This is a genomic window from Streptomyces sp. NPDC013157 (genome assembly GCF_042899865.1).
Classification (GTDB): Bacteria; Actinomycetota; Actinomycetes; order Streptomycetales; family Streptomycetaceae; genus Streptomyces.
Genome location: NZ_JBIBAK010000004.1, coordinates 470854 through 492828, shown reverse-complemented (window position 1 = coordinate 492828; position 21975 = coordinate 470854). Strand labels below are relative to the sequence as shown.

General features: G+C 70.7%; 16 protein-coding genes. 3 read left to right on the top strand and 13 right to left on the bottom strand.

Translation table 11 applies throughout. The annotated features are described in order from the left end of the window. Nucleotides 1-17: 17 nt before the first annotated feature. The 11 genes from ACFY6U_RS15510 to uvrC form a co-directional block, all read right to left on the bottom strand. Complete coding sequence (locus ACFY6U_RS15510; protein ID WP_390038671.1) at nucleotides 18-1211, bottom strand: MFS transporter; 1194 nt, start codon at nucleotides 1209-1211, stop codon at nucleotides 18-20. A 185-nt stretch (nucleotides 1212-1396) separates the two neighbouring features. After that, complete coding sequence (locus ACFY6U_RS15505) at nucleotides 1397-1732, bottom strand: RNA polymerase-binding protein RbpA (protein ID WP_003976875.1); 336 nt, start codon at nucleotides 1730-1732, stop codon at nucleotides 1397-1399. Nucleotides 1733-1942: 210 nt separating this feature from the next. Further along, a complete protein-coding gene (gene secG / locus ACFY6U_RS15500) occupies nucleotides 1943-2173 on the bottom strand; it encodes a preprotein translocase subunit SecG (protein ID WP_177233337.1) in 231 nt (76 codons plus the stop codon). A 117-nt stretch (nucleotides 2174-2290) separates the two neighbouring features. Beyond that, entirely contained in the window at nucleotides 2291-3067 is a 777-nt protein-coding gene (tpiA, locus tag ACFY6U_RS15495; protein ID WP_390038333.1) for a triose-phosphate isomerase, read from the bottom strand. Nucleotides 3068-3072: 5 nt separating this feature from the next. Beyond that, the gene (locus tag ACFY6U_RS15490; RefSeq protein ID WP_390038332.1) at nucleotides 3073-4284 is read right to left on the bottom strand and encodes a phosphoglycerate kinase; all 1212 of its coding nucleotides are present in this window, start codon (nucleotides 4282-4284) and stop codon (nucleotides 3073-3075) included. 151 nt (nucleotides 4285-4435) lie between these two features. Further along, complete coding sequence (gene gap, locus ACFY6U_RS15485) at nucleotides 4436-5446, bottom strand: type I glyceraldehyde-3-phosphate dehydrogenase (protein WP_181806329.1); 1011 nt, start codon at nucleotides 5444-5446, stop codon at nucleotides 4436-4438. Nucleotides 5447-5720: 274 nt separating this feature from the next. After that, complete coding sequence (locus ACFY6U_RS15480) at nucleotides 5721-8675, bottom strand: M14 family zinc carboxypeptidase (protein ID WP_390038330.1); 2955 nt, start codon at nucleotides 8673-8675, stop codon at nucleotides 5721-5723. 168 nt (nucleotides 8676-8843) lie between these two features. Continuing rightward, on the bottom strand, nucleotides 8844-9833 hold the full coding sequence (gene whiA / locus ACFY6U_RS15475) for a DNA-binding protein WhiA (protein WP_089100932.1): 990 nt from the start codon (nucleotides 9831-9833) through the stop codon (nucleotides 8844-8846). Continuing rightward, entirely contained in the window at nucleotides 9824-10891 is a 1068-nt protein-coding gene (yvcK, locus tag ACFY6U_RS15470) for a uridine diphosphate-N-acetylglucosamine-binding protein YvcK (protein ID WP_093504485.1), read from the bottom strand. Before yvcK ends, whiA begins: the two co-directional genes overlap by 10 nt. Then, complete coding sequence (rapZ, locus tag ACFY6U_RS15465; protein WP_390038327.1) at nucleotides 10888-11934, bottom strand: RNase adapter RapZ; 1047 nt, start codon at nucleotides 11932-11934, stop codon at nucleotides 10888-10890. Before rapZ ends, yvcK begins: the two co-directional genes overlap by 4 nt. Beyond that, nucleotides 11931-14075, bottom strand: a complete 2145-nt coding sequence (gene uvrC / locus ACFY6U_RS15460) for an excinuclease ABC subunit UvrC (RefSeq protein ID WP_390038325.1) — start codon at nucleotides 14073-14075, stop codon at nucleotides 11931-11933. The genes rapZ and uvrC overlap by 4 nt, the downstream gene beginning before the upstream one ends. A gap of 814 nt (nucleotides 14076-14889) precedes the next feature. Here uvrC and ACFY6U_RS15455 point away from each other — a divergent pair. After that, complete coding sequence (locus ACFY6U_RS15455; protein WP_390038323.1) at nucleotides 14890-15840, top strand: hypothetical protein; 951 nt, start codon at nucleotides 14890-14892, stop codon at nucleotides 15838-15840. Between the two features lie 26 nt (nucleotides 15841-15866). On the opposite strand, the gene ACFY6U_RS15450 is transcribed toward ACFY6U_RS15455, so the two are convergent. After that, complete coding sequence (locus tag ACFY6U_RS15450; RefSeq protein WP_390038321.1) at nucleotides 15867-16295, bottom strand: Rieske (2Fe-2S) protein; 429 nt, start codon at nucleotides 16293-16295, stop codon at nucleotides 15867-15869. A 298-nt stretch (nucleotides 16296-16593) separates the two neighbouring features. On the opposite strand from ACFY6U_RS15450, the gene ACFY6U_RS15445 reads away from it, so the two are divergent. Continuing rightward, nucleotides 16594-17643 carry a LacI family DNA-binding transcriptional regulator gene (locus tag ACFY6U_RS15445; RefSeq protein WP_390038319.1) on the top strand — a complete coding sequence of 350 codons (1050 nt, stop codon included), beginning with the start codon at nucleotides 16594-16596 and terminating at the stop codon, nucleotides 17641-17643. Between the two features lie 40 nt (nucleotides 17644-17683). Further along, complete coding sequence (locus ACFY6U_RS15440) at nucleotides 17684-18601, top strand: carbohydrate kinase (protein ID WP_390038317.1); 918 nt, start codon at nucleotides 17684-17686, stop codon at nucleotides 18599-18601. Between the two features lie 158 nt (nucleotides 18602-18759). On the opposite strand, the gene uvrA is transcribed toward ACFY6U_RS15440, so the two are convergent. After that, a complete protein-coding gene (uvrA, locus tag ACFY6U_RS15435; protein ID WP_390038315.1) occupies nucleotides 18760-21792 on the bottom strand; it encodes an excinuclease ABC subunit UvrA in 3033 nt (1010 codons plus the stop codon). Between the last annotated feature and the right edge of the window lie 183 nt (nucleotides 21793-21975).

Below are 21975 nucleotides of genomic sequence, written 5' to 3'. Positions count from 1 at the left end.
CGTTCCAACCTAGTTGATCAGCTCGGGGCACGGCCTGCCGTCGCGCCGTCCCGCGGCGCAACAACAGGTACGTCCGGCTTGCGCACCGGTATCAACGAGGTGACGGCCAGGCCGAAGAGGACGGCGCCCAGCAGCGCGGGCCCGTTCAGGCCGTAGGCTCCCGCGACGGCTCCGCCGAGGAGGGCGCCGAGCGGCGCGCCGGACGTGGAGGAGGTGCGGAAGGCGGCGGCGATCCGGCCGGTCATCGACTCGGGCGCGCGTTGCTGCATCAGCGTGACCTGGTTGACGTTCCACACCATGTTCATCGCGCCGAGCAGCAGCATGCCGGCGACGAGGGCAGCGAGGTGCCGGACGGTGCCGATGAGCAGTAGGGACGACGTCTGCACCGTGCCGGCGACCAGCAGGGCCCGGACCCGGCCGGTGCGGCGGGCGATGCGCTGGGCGAGGAAGCCGCCGGTGATGCTGCCGGCCGAGTACGCGGTCATGGCGGCGGCGTATCCGGCGGTGCCGGCGTGCAGCCAGCGCGTGACGTGCAGCACGAGGGTGGCGATCAGGGCGCCCATGCCGATGTTGCAGAGCAGGGTGGCCACGCAGACGGCCCGCAGGGGGCGGTCCTGCCACAGGGCGCGCAGGCCCTCGCCGATCTCCGTGCGCAGGGTGCTGCCGGCCGGGCGTGGGGCCCGCTCCGGCGGCCGGGTCCGCAGCGAGGCGACCAGGGCGGCGGCCGCGAGGAAGGTGCTCGCGTCGGCCGCGAAAGGCACGGCCGCGCCGGCCGCCAGGAGCAGCGGCACGAGCGGGGCGCCGAGCAGGCCGCCGGCGATCTGCTGGCCAGTCATCAGCCGGGCGTTGGCACCGCCGAGGGCGTGCCGGTCCACCAGGGAGGGCAGCAGGGCCGTGCAGGCGTTGTCGAAGAGTGTCTGCAGGGTGGTGAGCGCGAAGGCGAGCAGGAGCAGCAGGGGGATCGAGGCGTGACCGACCGCCACGGCGAGTGCGAAGGCGGCGACGAGCAGCCCTCGTACCGTGTCCACGGCCCACATCGCGCGCCGCTGGTCCACCCGGTCCGCGACGGCACCGCCGAGCAGTCCGAACAGCAGCCACGGCGCATAGCCGCAGGCTGTCACCGAGGCGATGGCGAGCGGGTCGTCGGTCAGGCGCGCGGCCAGCAGGGGCAGCGCGGACGACCGTAACGCGTCCCCGAACCGGGAGACCACGGCGGCCGTCCACAGCCGCCCGAATCCCCCGCGCCACACCGGTGCCCCCTCGCCCACCGTCACCGCCGCCCCCTCACGATCCGTCGATACACGAACCGTAGAGGGCACCACTGACAACGGGCCGGGCCCCGGCCGCGGAGACAGCTCCGGCCAGGCGCCTCGTGGGCACCCGGCCGGTTCAACTCCTAGATCTCGCCCCGCAGTTTGGCGAGCGCCTCGGCGAGGATCGCCTCGCCGTCCGCGTCGCTGCGTCGCTCCCGTACGTACGCGAGGTGCGTCTTGTACGGCTCGGTGCGCGGCGGGTCCGGCGGGTTGTCCCGGTCCTGACCGGCCGGGAAGCCACAGCGCGGGCAGTCCCAGGTCTCGGGCACCTGCGCGTCGCTGGCGAAGCTCGGCTGCGTCTCATGCCCGTTGGAGCACCAGAAGGAGATGCGCAGACGCGGCGCGGACTCGCCGCGCTCGGCCTCGCCCATCGGCCCCGCCCCGACCCGGCTACCTCGGATCGCGTTGCCACTTGCCACGGTCGTAACTCCCTGCGTGATGGTGCCGCGAAGCGAGTCGGCGTGTCGCTTCGTTGCGAGCGCCTCAGTCTACGTAAGGCCCAACGCGCGTCCAGTGGTGGGAGTTACCGCCCCAGCACCTAGACGCAAGCCCCATGATAGGCCGCGCTCAGGTGCGCGTACCGAACATGGGGCCTTACGTACAGATTGTGCGTGTGTGCGAGTCGCGGATCAGCTGTTCGTCTTCATCAGGATGCCGAGGACGATGATGCACGCGAGCCACAGCAGACCGATCACCAGGGTGATCCGGTCCAGGTTCCGCTCGGCGACCGAGGAGCCGCCGACGGAGGACTGCATACCGCCACCGAACATGTCGGAGAGGCCGCCGCCCTTGCCCTTGTGCATCAGCACCAGCAGCATCAGCAGCAGGCTGAAGACGATCAGGGCGATCGAGAACCCCAAAACCACGGCTGGACCAACTCTCTCGGATTCGGATGAACGACGGGGACAAGGCAGCTGACCGCCTTGTCCCCGCAAGGGTACGACGGATCGCCCCCGTGGCCTACTCGCTCCGCCCGATCACTGATCGCGGAAGCGCACGATCTTGACGAATTCGTCCGCGTCCAGCGAGGCGCCGCCCACCAGGGCGCCGTCGATGTCGGCCTGCGCCATGATCTCGGCCACGTTGCCGGCCTTGACGGAGCCGCCGTACTGGATGCGGACCTGGTCGGCCAGCTCCTGGCTGTACAGCTCGGCGAGCTTGGCGCGGATCGCGGCGCAGACCTCCTGGGCGTCCGCGGCGCCGCAGACCTTGCCGGTGCCGATGGCCCACACGGGCTCGTAGGCGATCACGACGGTCTCGGCCTGCTCGGCCGGGAGGTCCTTGAGACCGCCCTCGACCTGGGCGAGGGTGTGGGAGACGTGGTTGCCCGCCTCGCGGACGTCCAGCTCCTCCCCGACGCACAGGATCGGGGTGAGGCCGTGCTTGTAGGCGGCCTTGACCTTGGCGTTCACGATCTCGTCGGTCTCGGCGTGGTACTGGCGGCGCTCGGAGTGGCCGATGACCACGTACGTGCACTTCAGCTTGGCCAGCATGGGGCCGGAGATCTCGCCGGTGTAGGCGCCGGAGTCGTGTGCCGAGAGGTCCTGGGCGCCGTACTTGATCTTGAGCTTGTCGCCGTCGACCAGGGTCTGCACGGAGCGCAGGTCGGTGAAGGGCGGCAGGACGGCGACCTCGACGGCCTCGTAGTCCTTGTCGGCCAGGGCGAAGGCGAGCTTCTGGACGTGCGCGATGGCCTCGAGGTGGTTGAGGTTCATCTTCCAGTTGCCCGCCATGATCGGCGTGCGCGTGCTCATGTGGGTCAGTCCTCCAGTGCGGCGAGGCCGGGGAGCGTCTTGCCCTCGAGGTATTCGAGGGAGGCGCCGCCACCGGTCGAGATGTGTCCGAACGCGTTCTCGTCGAAGCCGAGGATGCGCACGGCGGCTGCGGAGTCCCCGCCGCCGACGACGGTGAAGCCCTTGGACTCGACGAGGGCCTGGGCGACCGCCCGGGTGCCCGCGGCGTAGTCGGGGTGCTCGAAGACGCCCATGGGGCCGTTCCAGAAGACGGTGGCGGCGTCGGCGAGCTTCGAGGCGTACAGCTTGCTGGTCTCCGGGCCGATGTCCAGGCCCATCTGGCCGGCCGGCATGGCGTCCGCGGGGACCGTGGCGGGGTTGGTGGAGGCCTTGGCCGACAGGTCCGGGAACTCAGGGGCGACCAGGGTGTCGACGGGCAGCACGATCTCGACGCCGGTCTTCTCGGCGCGCTCGAGGTACTCGGTGACGGTCGCGAGCTGGTCCTCCTGGAGGAGGGAGCTGCCGACCTCGTACCCCTTGGCCTTGAGGAAGGTGTAGACCATGCCGCCGCCGACGAGGATGCGGTCGGCCTTGCCGAGCAGCTGGTCGATCACGGCGAGCTTGTCGGAGACCTTGGCGCCGCCGAGCACGACGGCGTAGGGCCGCTGGACGTCCTCGGTGAGCTTCTTCAGGACGCCGACCTCGGTGGCGATCAGGTAGCCGGCGTAGTGCGGCAGCCGGGCCGGGAGGTCGTAGACGGAGGCGTGCCCCCGGTGCACGGCGCCGAAGCCGTCGCCGACGTAGACGTCCGCGAGGGCGGCGAGCTGGTCGGCGAACTCGCCGCGCTCGATGTCGTCCTTCGAGGTTTCGCCGGCGTTGAAGCGCAGGTTCTCGATGACGGCGACCTGGCCGGGCTGGAGGCCGTTCACCGCGTCGTGGGCGGCGGGGCCGACGGTGTCCTGGGCGAACGCGACCGGGGCGCCGAGCAGTTCGGCGAGCCGCTCGGCGGCCTGGAGCAGGGAGAACTTCGGGTCCGGGGCGCCCTTGGGGCGGCCCAGGTGGGAGGCGACGACCACCTTGGCGCCCGCGTCGGCGAGGGCCTTCACGGTGGGCAGGACGGCGCGGATGCGGCCGTCGTCGGTGATGAGACCGTCGGCCATCGGCACGTTGAGGTCGGCACGGACGAAGACCCGCTTGCCGTCGACCCCTTCGGCGAGGAGTTCGTCGATCGTCTTCATGGTTGGGGACTCCTACAGGAGGGCTCTTGATCGTACGAGGACTGATCGAACCGTATGTCGTCGGGTCGATCCTTACGTGCGTCAGGGCCCGGGCGGCGCGACCGTGCGCTGCCCGAGCCCTGCTACCGCATCGTGGTGCCTGTTCGGCCGATCAGAGCTGTTCGCCGACGAAGACCGTGAGGTCGACGAGGCGGTTGGAGTAGCCCCACTCGTTGTCGTACCAGCCGAGGACCTTCACCGTGTTGCCCTCCTGGACCATGGTCAGGGAGGAGTCGAAGGTGCAGGAGGCCGGGTCGCTGACGATGTCCGAGGAGACGATCTCGTCCTCGGTGTACGCCAGGTAGCCCTTCAGGTCGCCGTCCTCGGAGGCCTTCTTGAACGCGGCGTTGACCTCGTCCTTGGTGACCTCGCGCTGCAGCGTCACGACCAGGTCGGTGGCGGAGCCGGTCGGGACCGGGACGCGCATGGCGATGCCGTCCAGCTTGCCCTTGAGCTGCGGGAGGACCAGCGCGGTGGCCTTGGCGGCACCCGTGGTGGTCGGGATGATGTTCTCGGCGGCGGCACGCGCGCGGCGCAGGTCCTTGTGCGGGAAGTCCAGGATGCGCTGGTCGTTGGTGTACGCGTGCACCGTCGTCATCAGGCCCTTGACGATGCCGAAGTTCTCGTCGAGCACCTTCGCCATCGGCGCCACACAGTTGGTGGTGCAGGAGGCGTTGGAGATGACGTGGTGGTTCGCCGGGTCGTACTTGTCCTGGTTGACGCCCATCACGATGGTGATGTCCTCGTCCTTGGCCGGAGCCGAGATGAGGACCTTCTTGGCGCCGCCGGCGATGTGCTTCTCGGCGTCGGCCTTCTTCGTGAAGATGCCGGTCGACTCGATGACGATGTCGACGCCCAGCTCGCCCCACGGGATGTCGGCGGGGTTGCGCTCGGACAGCACCTTGATGGTGTGGCCGTCGACGGTGATCGTGTCGGCGGTGTGCGACACCTCGGCCTTGAGGCGGCCGAGGATCGTGTCGTACTTCAGCAGGTGCGCGGTGGTCGCGGTGTCACCCAGGTCGTTGACAGCCACGATCTCGATGTCAGCGCCCTGCTCCAGCAGCGCGCGGAAGTAGTTGCGACCGATACGACCGAAGCCGTTGATGCCTACGCGGATCGTCACGAACCGATCTCCTCGTTGGTACGCCGGCCATGCGGTGCCGGCGAGCTGTATTTGGGATGTCCCCGACCACCCATGACCCTACCTCCCTGAGGCTTCCGTGGTGACATCCAGATGCCCCATACACGGCGAGGCGGTCCGTACCCGCCAGTAGGGGTACGGACCACCTCGGATCGGGGGTCGTATTGCCCTGGTTTGCCAGGGAATGCCGTCCCGTTTTTACCGCCCTTTCACTCGTTCGTGAGCGGGTCGGCTCACTTGTCGCGTGCCCTCGGGGTCAGTTGTCGAGTGCTGTCAACGCCTTCTTCACCAGAGCGGCACGATCGGCCGCGGAAGCGACCTGCTCCAGGCCGAAGCCGAGCAGCACGGTGCGGTCGGTGGTGACGGCTCCGTACGTCTTGAACAGGGCCCCGGTGCGCTCCCAGTCCTTGAGGACGGCCGGGCTGCCCGCGGGCGGTCCGGTGACGCTCCAGGCGCCGAGGGAGGACTCGAAGCCCTCGGTCTCGGTGGCCGTGCCGCCGAGACCGAGCGAGGCGTCGTCGACGAGGACGCCGTGGCCGCCGGTGCTCGGGTCGGTGATGTAGCCGATGGAGATCTCGACGGTCTTCCCGGCGTAGGCGCTCAGGTCGAAGCTCACCGGCTGCCAGCCCGCCGAGCTGCCGGTGAAGCTGTTCCAGGCGCCGCTGGTGCCGCTCGCGGTGCACTGGTTGTCCGCGATGGTCAGGTAGTGCTTGAGCCACGGGTGCTCGGCGATCAGGAAGCCCGCCCCGCACTCGCTCGGTACGGTGCTGCTGGTGGCGCCGTTCTTGTCCGGCAGGGTCGTCCAGTCGTCGCTGCCGACGACGTGCGCCTCGACGACCGCGTGGTCGTAGCCGGGTTCGGTGTCCCACAGCAGCCTGGCGCTGAGGGTCGGCTGCTGGGACGCGGTGGCACCGGTGAGGTCGACGGTGCGGGTGAGGCGCTTGTAGGCGTCGTCGGTGTGGACGGCCGCGGCCATGTACGACCCGGAGTACGGCCCGTACGGGTTGACGGTCCCGGCGAACTGGCCCGCGCCCGCGCTGGCGAACTGCGGGTACGTGGCAGGCGAGAGCTCGTCGGAGGTGACGGCGTAGGTCCCGGCCTTGTCGAGCGGGTTGGCGGAGGTCCCGCTCAGGGCCCCGCTGAAGCCGTCCAGGGTGCCGGAGCCGGTGAAGCCGGTGGCTCCGGGCGTCGACGTACGGGAGTAGGCGCCCAGGTAGTACTGGCTGAAGTCGTTCGACGGGGTGCCGTCGGCGAGGTTCACGCTGCCGCCGGCCAGCTCGCCGGCCTCGATCAGCTTGCCGCCCTCGTTGAGGTAGGCGCGCAGCTGGAGCTGGGTGTCGTTGCCGGGGCCGCTGGTGCCCGAGTAGTGGACGACGTTCCTGAAGTGCTTCAGCACCCCGAGCGCGTCGGGCGCGCCCTGGGTGGCGACGTCCCAGACGACCGCCTTGTGCCCGGCGGCCTTCAGCGCGTCGACGTAGGTCTGCGCCTGGGCGGCCTTGACGCCCTCCTCGGCGACCACCAGGGTGTCCGCCTTGGCCCGCTCGGCGACGATGTAGGTGAAGTGCGCGCTGGAGACCTTCTTGCCGCTCTTCGTCTCCCCGGTGAACCACACCTCGACCTTGTCGCCCGGGTCGCCGTCCTTCACCTTGGCCCGGTACTCGTCGAAGTAGAGGTTGTCCCTGCCGCCGTAGGTCTCGCCGCCCTTCCATGCCTTGAGCGCCCTGTCCTGCGTGCGGCCGCCGTTGACGCGGTACTTGAGCTCCTTGTCGCGGACCGCCTTGCGGACGACGACGGAGACCTCCTGGTCGGCGCCGCGCGAGTAGGACGTGGAGAACGTCGCCGGGGTGAAGTCGGCGGCGCTCAGCCCGACCGAGGAGGCCGGCTGGTCGGGGTGGGCGGCGGTCTCGGCGACGGAGAGCGCGAAGGGGATGTTCTTCTCGAACTCGTCCTGGATCAGCTTCTCGTCGTCCGGGAAGTTGAAGACCGACTGGCAGTCGGCGGCGTTCCAGGCGTCGTTCGGGTCGATGTTCGACGCCGTCTGACAGGTCGACATCTCGGGCGTGAACATCGCCATGCCGTTGACGTTGGACGCGTGGCCGTCCGCCTCGCCGTTGGTGGTGTACAGCTCCGAGGAGACCTGCGAGTGGTAGCCGGGGATCGCGGGGTTGTCCGGGGTGCCGGCGAGCGCCTTGTAGACGACGTCGTCGGGGGTCGGGGTGGCCACCTGCCAGCCGACGCCGTAGAGGAGGAGTTCGGCGGCGGAGTGGTAGTTGATGCCGTACGTGAACCCGATCCGCTTCTCGAAGTCGTCCAGCGCCCTGGTCTCGGGCTCGGACTCGGGGCTCGCGCCGCGGTAGGTCTCGCTGGTGGGGTTGGGGGACGATCCCTCGTCGTCGTAGCCCCACTTGTAGCCGAAGTTGCGGTTGAGGTCGACGCCGTCACCCGTGCCGATGACCCCGTCGCCGTTGACGTCCCGCAGGTTCTTGCGCCACAGGCGGGTGTCGGAGTTCTGGAACGTGTAGTCGTAGCCGTCCGGGTTGGCGGACAGCACGAACCACAGTTCGGTCGAGTCGACGATCTTCTTGATGCGCTTGTCGGTGCTGTAGTTGTCCAGGTAGTAGTGCATCAGCCGGCGGGTCATCTCCGGCGTGATCCACTCGCGTGCGTGCTGGTTGGACACGTACAGCACGGAGGGCCTGGAGCCGTCCTTCGACTTCTTCGCGCCCTTGGTCAGTTTGAGCGCGAGGATGTCCTGCCCGTCGACCGTCCTGCCGATGGACTCGACCTTGGTCAGACCGGGGTTGGCCTGCGCGGTCGCGAGGATCTCCTGTTCGAGCCCGCCGGTGCCGCCGTACGGGCGGAACACGCCCTGGGACGCGTCCTCGACCCGAGCCTCGGCCTTGGCCGACACCGTGTGCTCGGTGAGGTCGACGCCCTGCTTCGCCAGCTTCTTCGCCTGCTGGTCGGTGAGGTACAGCTCGACTTCCGTCTTGCCGGATCCGGTGACCTGGTCGCCGAGTTCGTTGCCGTCCTGCCCGGCCTGGAGCAGGAGGGGAATCTGTTTCTTGGTGACGTCGGCGTGGAAGACCTTGACCTGGTCGGGGTCGGGTTTCGGGGAACTCCGGGTCTGCGCCTGCGCCATGGGTGCGAGTGCGGCCGAGCCGATCAGGAGCGCGCCGACAGCGAGGATCGATCTCGCTCTGTGTCTCATGAACCCCCCTAGCAGTGGTTCGCCACGGCGGCGAACTCCTGCCAGGCTCATGACACTTCATGATCCAGTCAAGGGCGCCTCATGGCCAGTTCACGGTGGCTTAAAAGGGACGCAAACACCGGTGCCGACGACCGTCGCGGCCGTCGGCACCGGCGGGGTGACGGTGCCTCAGCCTGCGAGGTTGTCGGCCAGCTCCTCGGAGAGGTTGGCCTCGGTGCCCGGGATGCCCAGATCGGACGCACGCTTGTCGGCCATCGCGAGCAGACGGCGGATCCGGCCGGCGACGGCGTCCTTGGTGAGCGGCGGATCGGCGAGCGCGCCCAGCTCCTCCAGGGAGGCCTGCTTGTGCTCCATGCGCAGCCGGCCGGCCGCCGCGAGGTGCTCGGGAACCTCGTCGGCGAGGATCTCCAGGGCACGCTGGACCCTGGCTCCGGCGGCGACCGCCGCGCGGGCGGAGCGGCGCAGGTTGGCGTCGTCGAAGTTGGCGAGGCGGTTCGCGGTGGCGCGGACCTCGCGGCGCATCCGGCGCTCCTCCCAGGCCAGCACCGACTCGTGCGCGCCGAGCCGGGTCAGCAGCGCGCCGATCGCGTCACCGTCGCGGACGACCACCCGGTCCACGCCGCGCACCTCACGGGCCTTCGCCGCGATGGACAGCCGGCGGGCCGCACCGACCAGCGCGAGCGCGGCCTCCGGGCCCGGGCAGGTCACCTCCAGGGAGGAGGAGCGGCCGGGCTCGGTCAGCGAGCCGTGCGCCAGGAAGGCGCCGCGCCAGGCCGCCTCGGCGTCACAGGTGGCCCCGGAGACGACCTGCGGGGGCAGGCCCCGGATCGGCCGGCCCCGGCCGTCCACCAGCCCGGTCTGGCGGGCCAGCTGGTCGCCGCCCGCCACCACCCGCACGACGTACCGCGAGCCGCGCCGCAGTCCGCCGGGTGCCATCACGATCAGCTCGGAGCTGTGGCCGAAGATCTCCAGGATGTCCCGCTTGAGACGCCGGGCCGCCATCGCGGTGTCCAGCTCCGCCTCGATCACGATGCGTCCGCTCACCAGGTGAAGGCCGCCCGCGAACCGCAGAATGGCGGAGACCTCCGCCTTCCGGCAGCAGGTCCGGGTGACGGGTAGCCGGGAGATCTCGTCCTTCACCGCTGCCGTCATCGCCATGGGCCGATCCTTCCATGCATCCGAAAAATACGGTCGTACGCGGCGGCCAACAGCTCCGGGTCGTGCCGGGGTGAACCGTCGGTCCGGGCCACGGGGCTCAGCTCGACCGCGGCTCCCAGCCGTTTGGCGGCCTCGGTGAGCGAGTCGCGGTCGGGCACGGCGGCCTCGTCGGCCAGCACCACGTCCAGGGCGAGTTTAGGGGCGTGTCGCCCCAAAACCTCCAAATGACGCTGCGGTGAGAAGCCTTCGGTTTCTCCCGGCTGCGGTGCCAGGTTCAAGGAGAGGACCTTGCGGGCCTTGGTCTCGGTGAGCGCGTCCAGCAGATCGGGGACGAGCAGGTGCGGGATCACCGACGAGAACCAGGAGCCGGGGCCGAGCACCACCCAGTCCGCGTCCAGGACGGCCGCCACCGCCTCCGGCACGGCCGGCGGGTCGTGCGGCACCAGGTGCACGGACTGCACCTCGCCGGGCGTGAGCGCCACGGTGGCCTGCCCGCGGACGAGGTCCACCTCCTCGGGCCGCTCCGGGTCGTGCCCCTTGACCAGGGCCTGGAGCTCCAGCGGCACCGCGGACATCGGCAGCACACGTCCGTGCGCGCCGAGCAGCCTGCCGACCAGGTCCAGGGCTTGGACGTGGTCGCCGAGCTGCTCCCACAGGGCGACGATCAGCAGATTGCCGACCGCGTGCTCGTGCAGGTCGCCCTTGGACTGGAAGCGGTGCTGGATGACCCGGGCCCAGGTCTGCCCCCAGTCGTCGTCACCGCACAGGGCGGCGAGGGCCTTGCGGAGATCACCCGGCGGGAGCACACCCAGCTCGTCGCGCAGGCGACCGCTGGAGCCGCCGTCGTCGGCCACGGTGACGACGGCGGTGAGGTCGCCGGTGATCCGCCGCAGGGCGGCGAGGGAGGCGGACAGGCCCATGCCGCCGCCCAGGGCGACCACCTTGGGCTGGGCACCGCGGCGGCGCGGCCGGGCGCCGCGGGCCTCGACGGGACGGCCCGCGCGGGACTCGGGCACCATCCGGCGCAGCCTGCTCAGCCTTGGACTGCGCTCGGTCACTCGCGCCCCATGTCCCGGTGCACGACTACGGTCTCCACTCCCTCGGCGGCCAGGCGGGCGGCGAGCTTCTCGGACACGGCGACCGAGCGGTGCTTGCCGCCCGTGCAGCCGATCGCGATCGTCACGTAGCGCTTGCCCTCACGCCGGTACCCGGTCGCGATCAGCCGCAGCAGCTCGGCGTACCGGTCGAGGAACTCCTTGGCGCCCGGCTGGTTGAAGACGTACGCCGACACCTCCTCGTTGAGGCCGGTGTACGGGCGCAGCTCCGGCACCCAGTGCGGGTTGGGCAGGAACCGCATGTCGGCGACCAGATCGGCGTCGACCGGCAGGCCGTACTTGAAGCCGAACGACATCACGGTGGCCCGCAGCTCGGGCTCCTCCTCGCCGGCGAACTGGGCGTCCATCTTGGCGCGCAGCTCGTGCACGTTGAGGCTGGAGGTGTCGATCACCAGGTCGGCGTCGCCACGCAGCTCGCGCAGCAGCTCCCGCTCGGCGGCGATGCCGTCCACGATCCGGCCGTCGCCCTGGAGGGGATGCGGGCGGCGCACCGACTCGAAGCGGCGGACCAGGGCGTCGTCGGAGGACTCCAGGAAGACGATCCGGCGGGTGACGCCCCGGCTGTCGAGATCGGCGAGGGACTCGCGCAGGTTGTCGAAGAAGCGCCGGCCGCGCACGTCGACGACGACCGCGATCCGCGCCACGTTGCCCTGGGAGCGAGCGCCCAGTTCCACCATGGTGGGGATGAGGGCCGGCGGGAGGTTGTCCACGACGAACCAGCCGAGGTCCTCCAGGCACTTCGCCGCCGTGGAACGGCCGGCTCCCGACATGCCGGAGATGATCACCAGCTCGGGGATGGCCGCCTCGGGCACCCCGGCAGCGGTGGCGTCCGTACTCACTTCTGCTCCGTTTTCCTGGACCGCTTCGGCTTGCGCCTCCTGCGGCTGATCCTGGCGTGCCTCGTTGTGCGTTTCCTCGGGCTCGCCCTGCGTTTCGCTGAACGCCGGATCTCGCTGTGCTGTGGGCTGTGCGTCGCGCTCGGTCATCTCTCCTGGCCCCGTCGATCGTCCGGGGCGCCCGCGGGTACGGGCTCCCCCGAGGCGTCCGCCGTCGTCTCGGGCGCCTCGTCTTCCCTGTCATCCATGATCTCTCCGGTCGCCGTGTTCACGGCGGGTGCGGCCGGGGCCGCCTGGGCGAGGGCCACGGCGATGGTCTCGGCCGTCTTGCGGCCTATCCCGGGCACTTCCTGGATCTGTTCGATTGTGGCGGACCGCAGCTTCTTCACCGAGCCGAAATGCTTGATCAACGCCTGTTTGCGGGTCTCGCCGAGCCCCGCTACGTCGTCCAGGGGGCTGGAACGGAAGCGCTTGGCCCGTTTGGTGCGCTGGTAGGTGATGGCGAAGCGGTGTGCCTCGTCACGGATGCGCTGGAGCAGGTAGAGGCCCTCGCTGGTGCGGGGCAGGACCACCGGGTCGTCGTCCCCGGGCAGCCAGACCTCTTCGAGGCGCTTGGCGAGGCCGCAGACGGCGATGTCGTCGATACCGAGCTCGTCGAGCGCCCGCTGGGCGGCGGCGACCTGCGGCTGACCGCCGTCGACGACCACGAGCTGGGGCGGGTAGGCGAACTTCTTGGGACGGCCGTCCTCGTCCTTGAAACCGTTCACGGAGGCGGCTCCGAGATCGGTCGCGGGGCTGCCGGATTCCGCGGTGGCGCCGGATTCCGTGCCGGTGTCCTCGGCTTCCGTGCGGGCGTCCTCGGCGCCGTCCTCCGCCCACTCGCCGGTCCGCTCCTTCTCGGCGAGGTAGCGGCGGAAGCGGCGGGTGATCACCTCGTGCATGGAACGCACGTCGTCCTGGCCGGCGAAGCCCTTGATCTGGAAGCGGCGGTACTCGCTCTTGCGCTGCAGGCCGTCCTCGAAGACGACCATGGAGGCCACCACGTCGTCGCCCTGGAGGTGCGAGATGTCGTAGCACTCGATGCGCAGCGGGGCGCTGTCCAGGTCCAGGGCGTCGGCGATCTCCTCCAGCGCGCGCGAACGGGTGGTGAGGTCGGAGGCGCGCTTGGTCTTGTGCAGGGCGAGCGCCTGCTGGGCGTTGCGCTGCACGGTCTCCATCAGGGCCTTCTTGTCGCCGCGCTGCGGGATGCGCAGCGAGACGTTCGAGCCGCGGCGGCCGGTGAGCCACTCCTGGACCGGCTCGACCGGCTCGGGCAGGGCCGGGACCAGCACCTCCTTGGGGACGGCGTCGCCGGTCTCCTCGCCGTAGAGCTGCTGGAGGGCGTGCTCGACGAGAGCCCCGGTGGTGACGTCCTCCACCTTGTCCGTCACCCAGCCGCGCTGGCCGCGCACGCGGCCGCCGCGCACGTGGAAGATCTGGACGGCCGCCTCCAGCTCGTCCTCCGCGACGGCGATGAGGTCGGCGTCGGTCGCGTCGGCGAGCACGACCGCGTTCTTCTCCATGGCCTTCTTCAGGGCCTCGATGTCGTCGCGCAGCCGGGCGGCCCGCTCGTACTCCATCTCCTCGGCGGCCTCCATCATCCTGTTCTCCAGGCGGCGGAGGTAGGTGCCGGTGCGGCCGGCCATGAAGTCGCAGAACTCCTCGGCCAGTTCGCGATGCTCCTCCGGCTCGATCCGGCCGACGCAGGGGGCCGAGCACTTGCCGATGTAGCCGAGCAGGCAGGGGCGGCCGGTGCGGGCGGCGTTCCTGAACACCCCGGCCGAGCAGGTGCGCACCGGGAACACGCGCAGCAGCAGGTCGACGGTGTCCCGGATCGCCCACGCGTGGCCGTACGGCCCGAAGTAGCGCACGCCCTTCTTCCTGTGACCGCGCATCACCTGGACCCGCGGGAACTCCTCGTTCATCGTCACCGCGAGGTACGGGTAGCTCTTGTCGTCGCGGTACTTCACGTTGAAGCGGGGGTCGTACTCCTTGATCCAGGAGTACTCCAGCTGGAGCGCCTCGACCTCCGTGGACACCACGGTCCACTCCACGGACGCCGCGGTGGTGACCATCGTCCGGGTGCGGGGGTGCAGGCCCGCCAGGTCCTGGAAGTAGTTCGCCAGGCGCTGGCGCAGGCTCTTCGCCTTTCCGACGTAGATCACCCGGCGGTGCTCGTCACGGAACCTGTACACCCCGGGAGTGTCCGGGATCTGTCCCGGCTGGGGGCGGTAGCTGGAGGGGTCGGCCATGTCTCACACCCTACTGGCGAGCACCGACACCGCGACGAGCCTGTGGACAACCGTCGGCGGGGCGGGCGGGGTGGGCGGCGCGGCGGGGGCTTCGGGGACTCCGGGAGCAGAGCCGACGGGACGGAGAGGCCGAGCCGACGGGACAGAGACGGGCAGCAGGGCTGCCAGGGCTTTCGGGACGCCCCGTCGAGTGGGCGCCGGGGACGCGTGGCCGGTGGCAGCTGTGCACCGGCGGCGGGCCGGGGATCGCGGAGGTACGGCGCCGCACTGTGGGGAGAGAGACCGTTGCACTGTCGGAACTCGGTGCGAGGACTCCGCGCCTCCGGGCGAGCACGGCGGGCAGCCGGCCCCGTGGCCTCCCGCCCGCTGCCCCTGCCCGCCTGGAGAGCGGGTCGCGAAATCGGACACCTCGGCGACATCGCGAGCCGTTCCCGCATGCCGCAGGCGCGGGCCCGGTGCGCGGCCGGTCCGGCGCGGCTTCGCCGGTCGTCACGGATCTTGCTCTGCTTCCTCCCCAAATCACCCCCTCGCCCGCCGACGATCTCCGGCCTCCTGGCCGAGAGCGGCACGGCCGCGACCGCACGGTTCCGTCGGTGGACGGGGTCGTGCCCCGGCCACGTGGGCGCTCTCGACCGGCCGAAGGTGTTGTCGGGGCTTGGTCAACACGCTTCAATGCCTGGGAACTCGGGGCCGTGAGCGACGGCCTGCGGACGCGGCCTGCCCAGGTGCGGCCGCCCCGGCGCCGACGGGGTGGCCCCGAACCGCGCCAACGGCCTGACCAGCCGTTGAACCCCCCGACAGAAAGGCCCCCTGCATGCGGCACGGCACACAGCACGCGGACGTCGCGACCGCGGAACTGGACTCGGCCCTGCGCGGCGGCCCCTTCCATGTGGCCCTGCGCGCCGCGATCGCCGCCCGCGGGCTGCCGCTCCAGCGCGTGCAGCACCACCTGTCCCGCTACGGCGTCAAAGTGGGCGTCACCAGCCTCAGTTACTGGCAGCAGGGTGCCCGCCGGCCCCAGCGCCCGGAGTCGCTGCGGGCCGTCCGCGCGCTGGAGGAGATCCTCCAGCTCCCGGACGAGTCCCTGATCCGGTTGCTCGCCGAGACCCCCGACCAGGAGTCTGCCGAGCGCCGCCCCGCCGCCCGCTCCTACCGCTCCCTGGTCGAGGCCTGCGACGTCATCGACCGGATGCAGGCCGAGCTCGGCTGGTCCCTCGACGGCGGCCTGCACACCCTGGGACACCACGAGCGGGTGCGGATCGGTGCCCACCGTGAACTGGCCGCCCGCGAGTCGCAGCACATCGTGCGCGCCCACCGGGACGGCGTCGACCGCTTCGTGGCCGTCCACCACGGCGACCCCGGCTGTGCCCCGCAGCACATGACCGTGCGCGCGCTGGAGAACTGCCGCGCGGGACGTGTCCGCGCGGACCCCGAGACCGGCCTCCTCGTCGCCGAACTCCTCTTCGGCACGCGTCTGCGCTCCGGCGACACCTTCCTCTTCCGCTACGCCGTCGAGGACGGCACGGCCGGTGTCTCACGCGAGTACGTCCGCGGTTTCGGCTTTCCGGGCGGCCAGTACACCCTTCAGGTGCGTTTCGCCGCCGACGCACTGCCGACCCGCTGCCACCGGTTCGCCCAGCACTCGGCGGCGGCCCCCCGCGGCGGCCGACAGACCCTGCCGCTGAGCGGGCTGCACCGCTCCGTCCACCTGGTCGAGCCCCGGGTACGGCCGGGGCTGCTGGGGATCGGCTGGGACTGGGAATGAGCCGGAGCTGAGACCCGGCCCCCGGGTCAGGCGCCGGGGCCCGCCACGATCCGGCCGTTCGACGCCCTGACCGGCAGTTCGTTCAACGGCTCGGTGGCCGGCGACCGCACCACCTTCCCGGTCACGGCGTCGAACTCGCTGCCGTGGCAGGGGCAGACCAGGGTCGTGCCCTGGAGTTTGTTGATGGGGCAACCCGCGTGCGTGCAGACCGTGCTGTACGCCTTCAGCACGCCCGTGGCGGACCGGCTGACGACCACGTTGTGCTCCCGGTAGAACCGGGCGCCGCCCGCGGCGACCTCGCTCTCGGCTCCGAGGTCGACCGGCGCGGTCGGCGTGGCCTCCGCCGTGGCCGCACCGCCGGGTGCCTTGCAGGCGGCCGCCCCCAGTCCGGCGACCGATGTGACGGCGGCTCCGCGAAGGACGCTACGACGGCTCGTGATGGGGCGGGCGGGCACGAGGGGCTCCTGGTGGATCGGGGCGGTACGGGACTCCGGGAGACAGCCGCCCGGAACCGCGCGGGACGACACTACCTGGGCGGATCGTCCCGCTTCGGGGTGGGGGCGTTGAGGGCGAGGCTCACTCGATGGCGCGTAAACGCTTACGCAAGCGTTTACGCGGCCCTGCCGGATGGGGTAGCTTCCGGCCGAAGGCCCCGCGGGCGGCTCGATCGGGACCGACGTATCGATCGGACCCGGAGCCCGAGCCGGAACCACAGAGCCCTTGCCCTGGGCGGGAAGCGACGAGGGGAGCCCCATGCCCACCATGGCCGACGTCGCCCGGAGCGCCGGTGTCTCCGTGGCGACCGTCTCCCATGTGCTGAACGACACCCGCCCGGTGCTGCCCCACACCCGCCAGGCCGTGCTCGACGCCATCGAGGAACTGGGCTACACGCCCAACACCCTCGCCCGCTCCCTGGTCACGTCCCGCACCCGTTCCATCGGGCTCGCGGTGTCGGCGATCAGCAACCCCTACTTCACGGAGATCCTCCAGGGCGTCGAGGCCGCTGCCCTGGAACACGGCTACAGCCTGCTCATCGCCGACCCGCACGACGACCCCGAGCACGAGCGCAAGGTGGTCCAACTCCTCCACGAACGCCGCGTCGACGGCCTGATCGTCGCCCCCTCCGCCGACCCGCGCGCACTCCTCGCCTACCTCGGCCGTCATGCCGTGCCGACCGTCCTCCTCGACCGGGTCGTCGACGGCCGCGCGGCCACCACCTCGCCCTTCGACCAGGTCTGCGCCGAGAACACGGAGCCGACGGCCCGGCTCGTCACCCACCTCGCCGGTCTCGGGCACCGGCGGATCGGCCTGGTCGCGGGCCTGCCCAGGCTGAGCACCACCGGCGAGCGGGTCGTCGGCTACCGGCAGGGACTGGTCACGGCCGGGCTGCCGCCCGCCGAGGACCTGATCGTCCCGGGGAACTCGGCGTCGGCGGGCGCCGCGCAGGCCACCGCCGCCCTGCTGTCGCTGGCTGCCCCGCCCACGGCGCTCGTCACCGCCAACAACGCGATGACCATCGGCGCCCTGCGCGCCCTGCGCGCGCAGGGCCTCTCGGTACCGGACGACATCGCCCTGTGCTGCTTCGACGACTTCGCCTGGGCCGACCTCTTCTCGCCCCGGCTCACCGCCATCGCCCAGCCCAGCCGGGAACTCGGCGCCGAGGCGGTCCGGGTGCTCCTGGAACGGCTGGCCTCACCGGGCCGGCCCGCCCGGACCGTACGGCTCCCCTGCGCCTTCGTGCACCGGACGTCGTGCGGGTGCCGGGAGGAGGACGCCGCGGGACCCCCTGGCACTCACTCCTAGCAACCCAAGCGTCTTCACCACCCGGGAAAGGACCCCTCTCGTGATCGTCGTCGCCGGTGAAGCACTGATCGACCTGGTACCGCAGGGCACGGGCGCCCTCGCGGCCCTGCAGCCGGCGCTCGGCGGCGGGCCGTACAACACGGCCGTGGCCCTCGGCCGCCTGGGCTCCCCCACCGCGTTCTGCTCCCGGGCTTCCCGTGACGCCTTCGGCGAGGCCCTGCTGGACGGGCTACGGCGGGCGGGTGTGGACGTCTCCCTCGTGGAGCGCGGCCCGGAACCGACCACCCTCGCGGCCGCCACGATCGACCCGCGGGGCTCCGCCTCGTACTCCTTCTACGTCGAGGGCACGGCCGACCGCCTGTTCACCGCCCCCGCCGTCCTCCCCGCCGCAACCCGGGCCGTCTCCTTCGGCACGCTCTCGCTCGTCCTGGAACCGGGGGCGAGCGCCTATGAGGAGCTGATGCGCGACGCGGCCGGGCAGGGCCTGTTCACCGCACTCGACCCGAACATCAGGGCGGGTCTGATCGCGGATCCGGACGCCTACCGGGCCCGTTTCAAGAGCTGGTTGCCCTCGGTGACGCTCCTCAAGCTCTCGGAGGAGGACGCCTTGTGGCTGGGCGGCACCCCGCACGAATGGCTGGCGGCGGGGCCCTCGGCCGTGGTGATCACCCACGGCGGTGACGGTCTCAGTGCCTTCACCCGGGACGGCACCGTGTACGCCGTCCCCGGTGAGGAGGTCGCCGTCGTGGACACGATCGGCGCCGGTGACACGGTGAACGCGGCTCTGCTGCACGGGTTGGCCGCTCAGGACGCCCTCTCCGCCGAGGCGCTCCTGGGACTGGGCGCCGACGGCTGGACGAGGCTGCTGCGATTCGCGGCGCGCGCGTCAGCGATCACGTGCTCCCGGGCGGGTGCGGAGCCGCCGTACGCCTCCGAGCTCGAAGGCGTCTCTCTCTGACTCGCTGTTGAGGGGTCAAGGTCCGTCGTGGCCGCGGAAATCGGGCGGCTGATCATGGAACGAGCGGCGCCCCACGGGAAGTTCCCGTGGGGCGCCGCGTTTCATCCGATCTACCCGGATCCGCCTGGATCTGCCGGAGCAGGTGCGCGGGCGGATCCTCAGGCCTTGCGGGCCCGCGTCGTCGTCTTCTTCGCGGGCGTCGCCTTCTTCGTGGCACCGGCCGCCTTCTTCGTGGCCGTGTTGTCGGCGGTCGTCGCGGTCGCCGTCTTCCTCGCCGTCGACTTCGCCGCGACCGTCTTCTTCGCCGCCGTCCTGCGCGGTGCCTTCACCGAACTGGCGTCGCTGATGCGGTCGGCGCCGAGAATCTCGCGCAGGAACTTGCCGGTGTGGCTGGCCGGGACGCCGGCGACCTCCTCGGGTGTGCCCTCCGCGACGACGAGTCCGCCGCCGGCGCCGCCTTCCGGCCCCATGTCGACGACCCAGTCGGCGGTCTTGATCACGTCGAGGTTGTGCTCGATGACGATGACCGTGTTGCCCTTGTCGACGAGACCGCCGAGGACCTTCAGCAGCTTGCTGATGTCCTCGAAGTGCAGACCGGTGGTCGGCTCGTCCAGGACGTAGACCGTGCGCCCGGTGGAGCGCTTCTGCAGTTCGCTGGCGAGCTTCACACGCTGTGCCTCACCGCCGGACAGCGTGGTCGCGGACTGGCCGAGACGGACGTAGCCGAGACCGACGTCCTTCAGCGTGTTCAGGTGGCGGGCGATCGACGGGACGGCCTCGAAGAACCCCGTGGCCTCCTCGATCGGCATGTTCAGGACCTCGGAGATGGACTTGCCCTTGTAGTGGACCTCCAGGGTCTCCCGGTTGTACCGGGCGCCGTGGCAGACCTCGCACGGGACGTAGACGTCCGGGAGGAAGTTCATCTCGATCTTGATGGTGCCGTCGCCCGCGCAGTTCTCGCAGCGGCCGCCCTTGACGTTGAAGGAGAAGCGGCCCGGCAGGTAGCCGCGGACCTTCGCCTCGGTGGTCTCGGCGAACAGCTTGCGGATGTGGTCGAAGACGCCGGTGTACGTCGCCGGGTTCGATCGCGGGGTGCGGCCGATGGGCGACTGGTCGACGTGCACGACCTTGTCGACGAGGTCGTCGCCGTCCACGCGCGTGTGCCGGCCGGGGACGTTCCGCGCGCCGTTCAGCTCGCGGGCCAGGTGCGTGTACAGGATGTCGTTGACCAGTGTCGACTTGCCGGAGCCGGACACGCCCGTGACGGCCGTGAACACGCCCAGCGGGAAGGACACGTCGATGTCCTGGAGGTTGTTCTCGCGGGCGCCGTGCACGGTGAGCCGGCGGGACGGGTCCTGCGGGCGGCGGATGTCGGGCAGCGGGATCGACTTCCTGCCGGACAGGTACTGGCCGGTCTGCGACTCCGCGTTGACGAGCAGCTCCTTCAGGGAGCCGCTGTGCACGACCTTGCCGCCGTGCTCGCCGGCGCCGGGGCCGATGTCGACGACCCAGTCGGCGACCTTGATGGTGTCCTCGTCGTGCTCGACGACGATGAGCGTGTTGCCCATGTCACGGAGCCGGACCAGCGTCTCGATCAGCCGGTGGTTGTCGCGCTGGTGCAGGCCGATCGACGGCTCGTCGAGGACGTAGAGGACGCCGACGAGGCCGGAGCCGATCTGGGTGGCCAGGCGGATGCGCTGGGCCTCGCCGCCGGACAGGGTGCCGGCCGCGCGGTTCAGCGAGAGGTAGTCCAGGCCTACGTCGACCAGGAACCGGAGCCGCTCGTTGACCTCCTTCAGCACGCGCTCGGCGATCTTCTTGTCGCGTGCGTTGAGCTTGAGCTCGCCCAGGAAGTCCGCGCAGTCGCTGATGGACATGCCCGAGACCTCGGCGATCGACTTCTCCATGATCGTGACCGCGAGGACGAGCGGCTTCAGGCGCGTGCCCTGACACGTCGGGCAGGGCACCTCGCGCATGTAGCCCTCGAAGCGCTCACGGCTGGCGTCGCTCTCGGCCTCGCTGTGCCGGCGCTTGACGAACGGCACCGCGCCCTCGAAGGGCGTGGTGTACACGCGCTCGCGGCCGTACCTGTTGCGGTAGCGGACCTCGATCTGCGTCTTGTGGCCGTAGAGCAGGGCCTTCTTGGCGCGCTGCGGCAGGCCGGCGAAGGGGATGTCCGTACGGAATCCCAGCGCGTCCGCGAGGGCGCCGATCAGGCGGCCGAAGTAGTCCTTGGTGTGGCCGTGCGACCAGGGGTGAATGGCACCCTCGTCGAGCGACTTGTCCTCGTCCGGGACGATCAGCTCCGGGTCGACCTCCATGCGCGTGCCGATGCCGGTGCACTCGGGGCAGGCGCCGAAGGGCGAGTTGAAGGAGAAGGAGCGGGGCTCCAGCTCCTCGAAGGACAGGTCGTCGTACGGGCAGTACAGGTGCTCCGAGTACATGCGCTCGCGCTCCGGGTCGTCCTCGGGGAGGTCGACGAAGTCGAGCACGACCATGCCGCCGGACAGGCCGAGCGCGGTCTCCACGGAGTCGGTGAGGCGGCGCTTGGCGGTGTCCTTCACCGTGAGGCGGTCGACGACCACCTCGATGGTGTGCTTCTCCTGCTTCTTCAGCGTCGGAGGCTCGGAGAGCTGAACGGTCTCGCCGTCCACGCGCGCGCGGGAGTAGCCCTTGGTCTGGAGGTCGGCGAAGAGGTCGACGAACTCGCCCTTGCGCTCGCGCACCAGCGGCGAGAGCACCTGAAAGCGGCTCCCCTCCGGCAGCTCCAGGACCTTGTCCACGATGGCCTGCGGCGACTGGCGGGAGATCGGGCGGCCGCACTCGGGGCAGTGCGGCTTGCCGATGCGCGCGAAGAGCAGCCGCAGGTAGTCGTAGACCTCGGTGATGGTGCCGACCGTCGAGCGCGGGTTGCGCGAGGTCGACTTCTGGTCGATGGACACCGCCGGGGACAGACCCTCGATGAAGTCCACGTCCGGCTTGTCCATCTGGCCGAGGAACTGGCGGGCGTACGAGGAGAGCGACTCCACGTAGCGACGCTGGCCCTCGGCGAAGATCGTGTCGAAGGCCAGGGAGGACTTGCCCGACCCGGACAGACCCGTGAAGACGATGAGCGAGTCACGAGGCAGGTCGAGCGAGACGTTCTTCAGGTTGTGCTCGCGCGCGCCACGGACGATGAGACGGTCGGCCACAGCCGGTCCGCACCTTTCTTGAGAGAAGTGACAGGGGCAGGGCCCCGTGCTTCTTCAGACTAGGGGGAGCCACTGACAACGCCGGTCGGATTCCTGGATGCGTAAACAATCCCGGACCATCCAGCATGCCCGACGCCGCCACCGACGATATAGCACGCGCATTCGATTTACGGAGCCAGTGCG

Excerpts from the sequence above, each read along its gene's own strand:
- whiA (WP_089100932.1), bottom strand. The coding sequence starts at position 9,833 with ATGGCGATGACGGCAGCGGTGAAGGACGAGATCTCCCGGCTACCCGTC.
- ACFY6U_RS15455 (WP_390038323.1), top strand. The coding sequence starts at position 14,890 with ATGCGGCACGGCACACAGCACGCGGACGTCGCGACCGCGGAACTGGAC.
- uvrC (WP_390038325.1), bottom strand. The coding sequence starts at position 14,075 with ATGGCCGACCCCTCCAGCTACCGCCCCCAGCCGGGACAGATCCCGGAC.
- ACFY6U_RS15490 (WP_390038332.1), bottom strand. The coding sequence starts at position 4,284 with ATGAAGACGATCGACGAACTCCTCGCCGAAGGGGTCGACGGCAAGCGG.
- ACFY6U_RS15480 (WP_390038330.1), bottom strand. The coding sequence starts at position 8,675 with ATGAGACACAGAGCGAGATCGATCCTCGCTGTCGGCGCGCTCCTGATC.
- ACFY6U_RS15445 (WP_390038319.1), top strand. The coding sequence starts at position 16,594 with ATGCCCACCATGGCCGACGTCGCCCGGAGCGCCGGTGTCTCCGTGGCG.
- tpiA (WP_390038333.1), bottom strand. The coding sequence starts at position 3,067 with ATGAGCACGCGCACGCCGATCATGGCGGGCAACTGGAAGATGAACCTC.
- rapZ (WP_390038327.1), bottom strand. The coding sequence starts at position 11,934 with ATGACCGAGCGCGACGCACAGCCCACAGCACAGCGAGATCCGGCGTTC.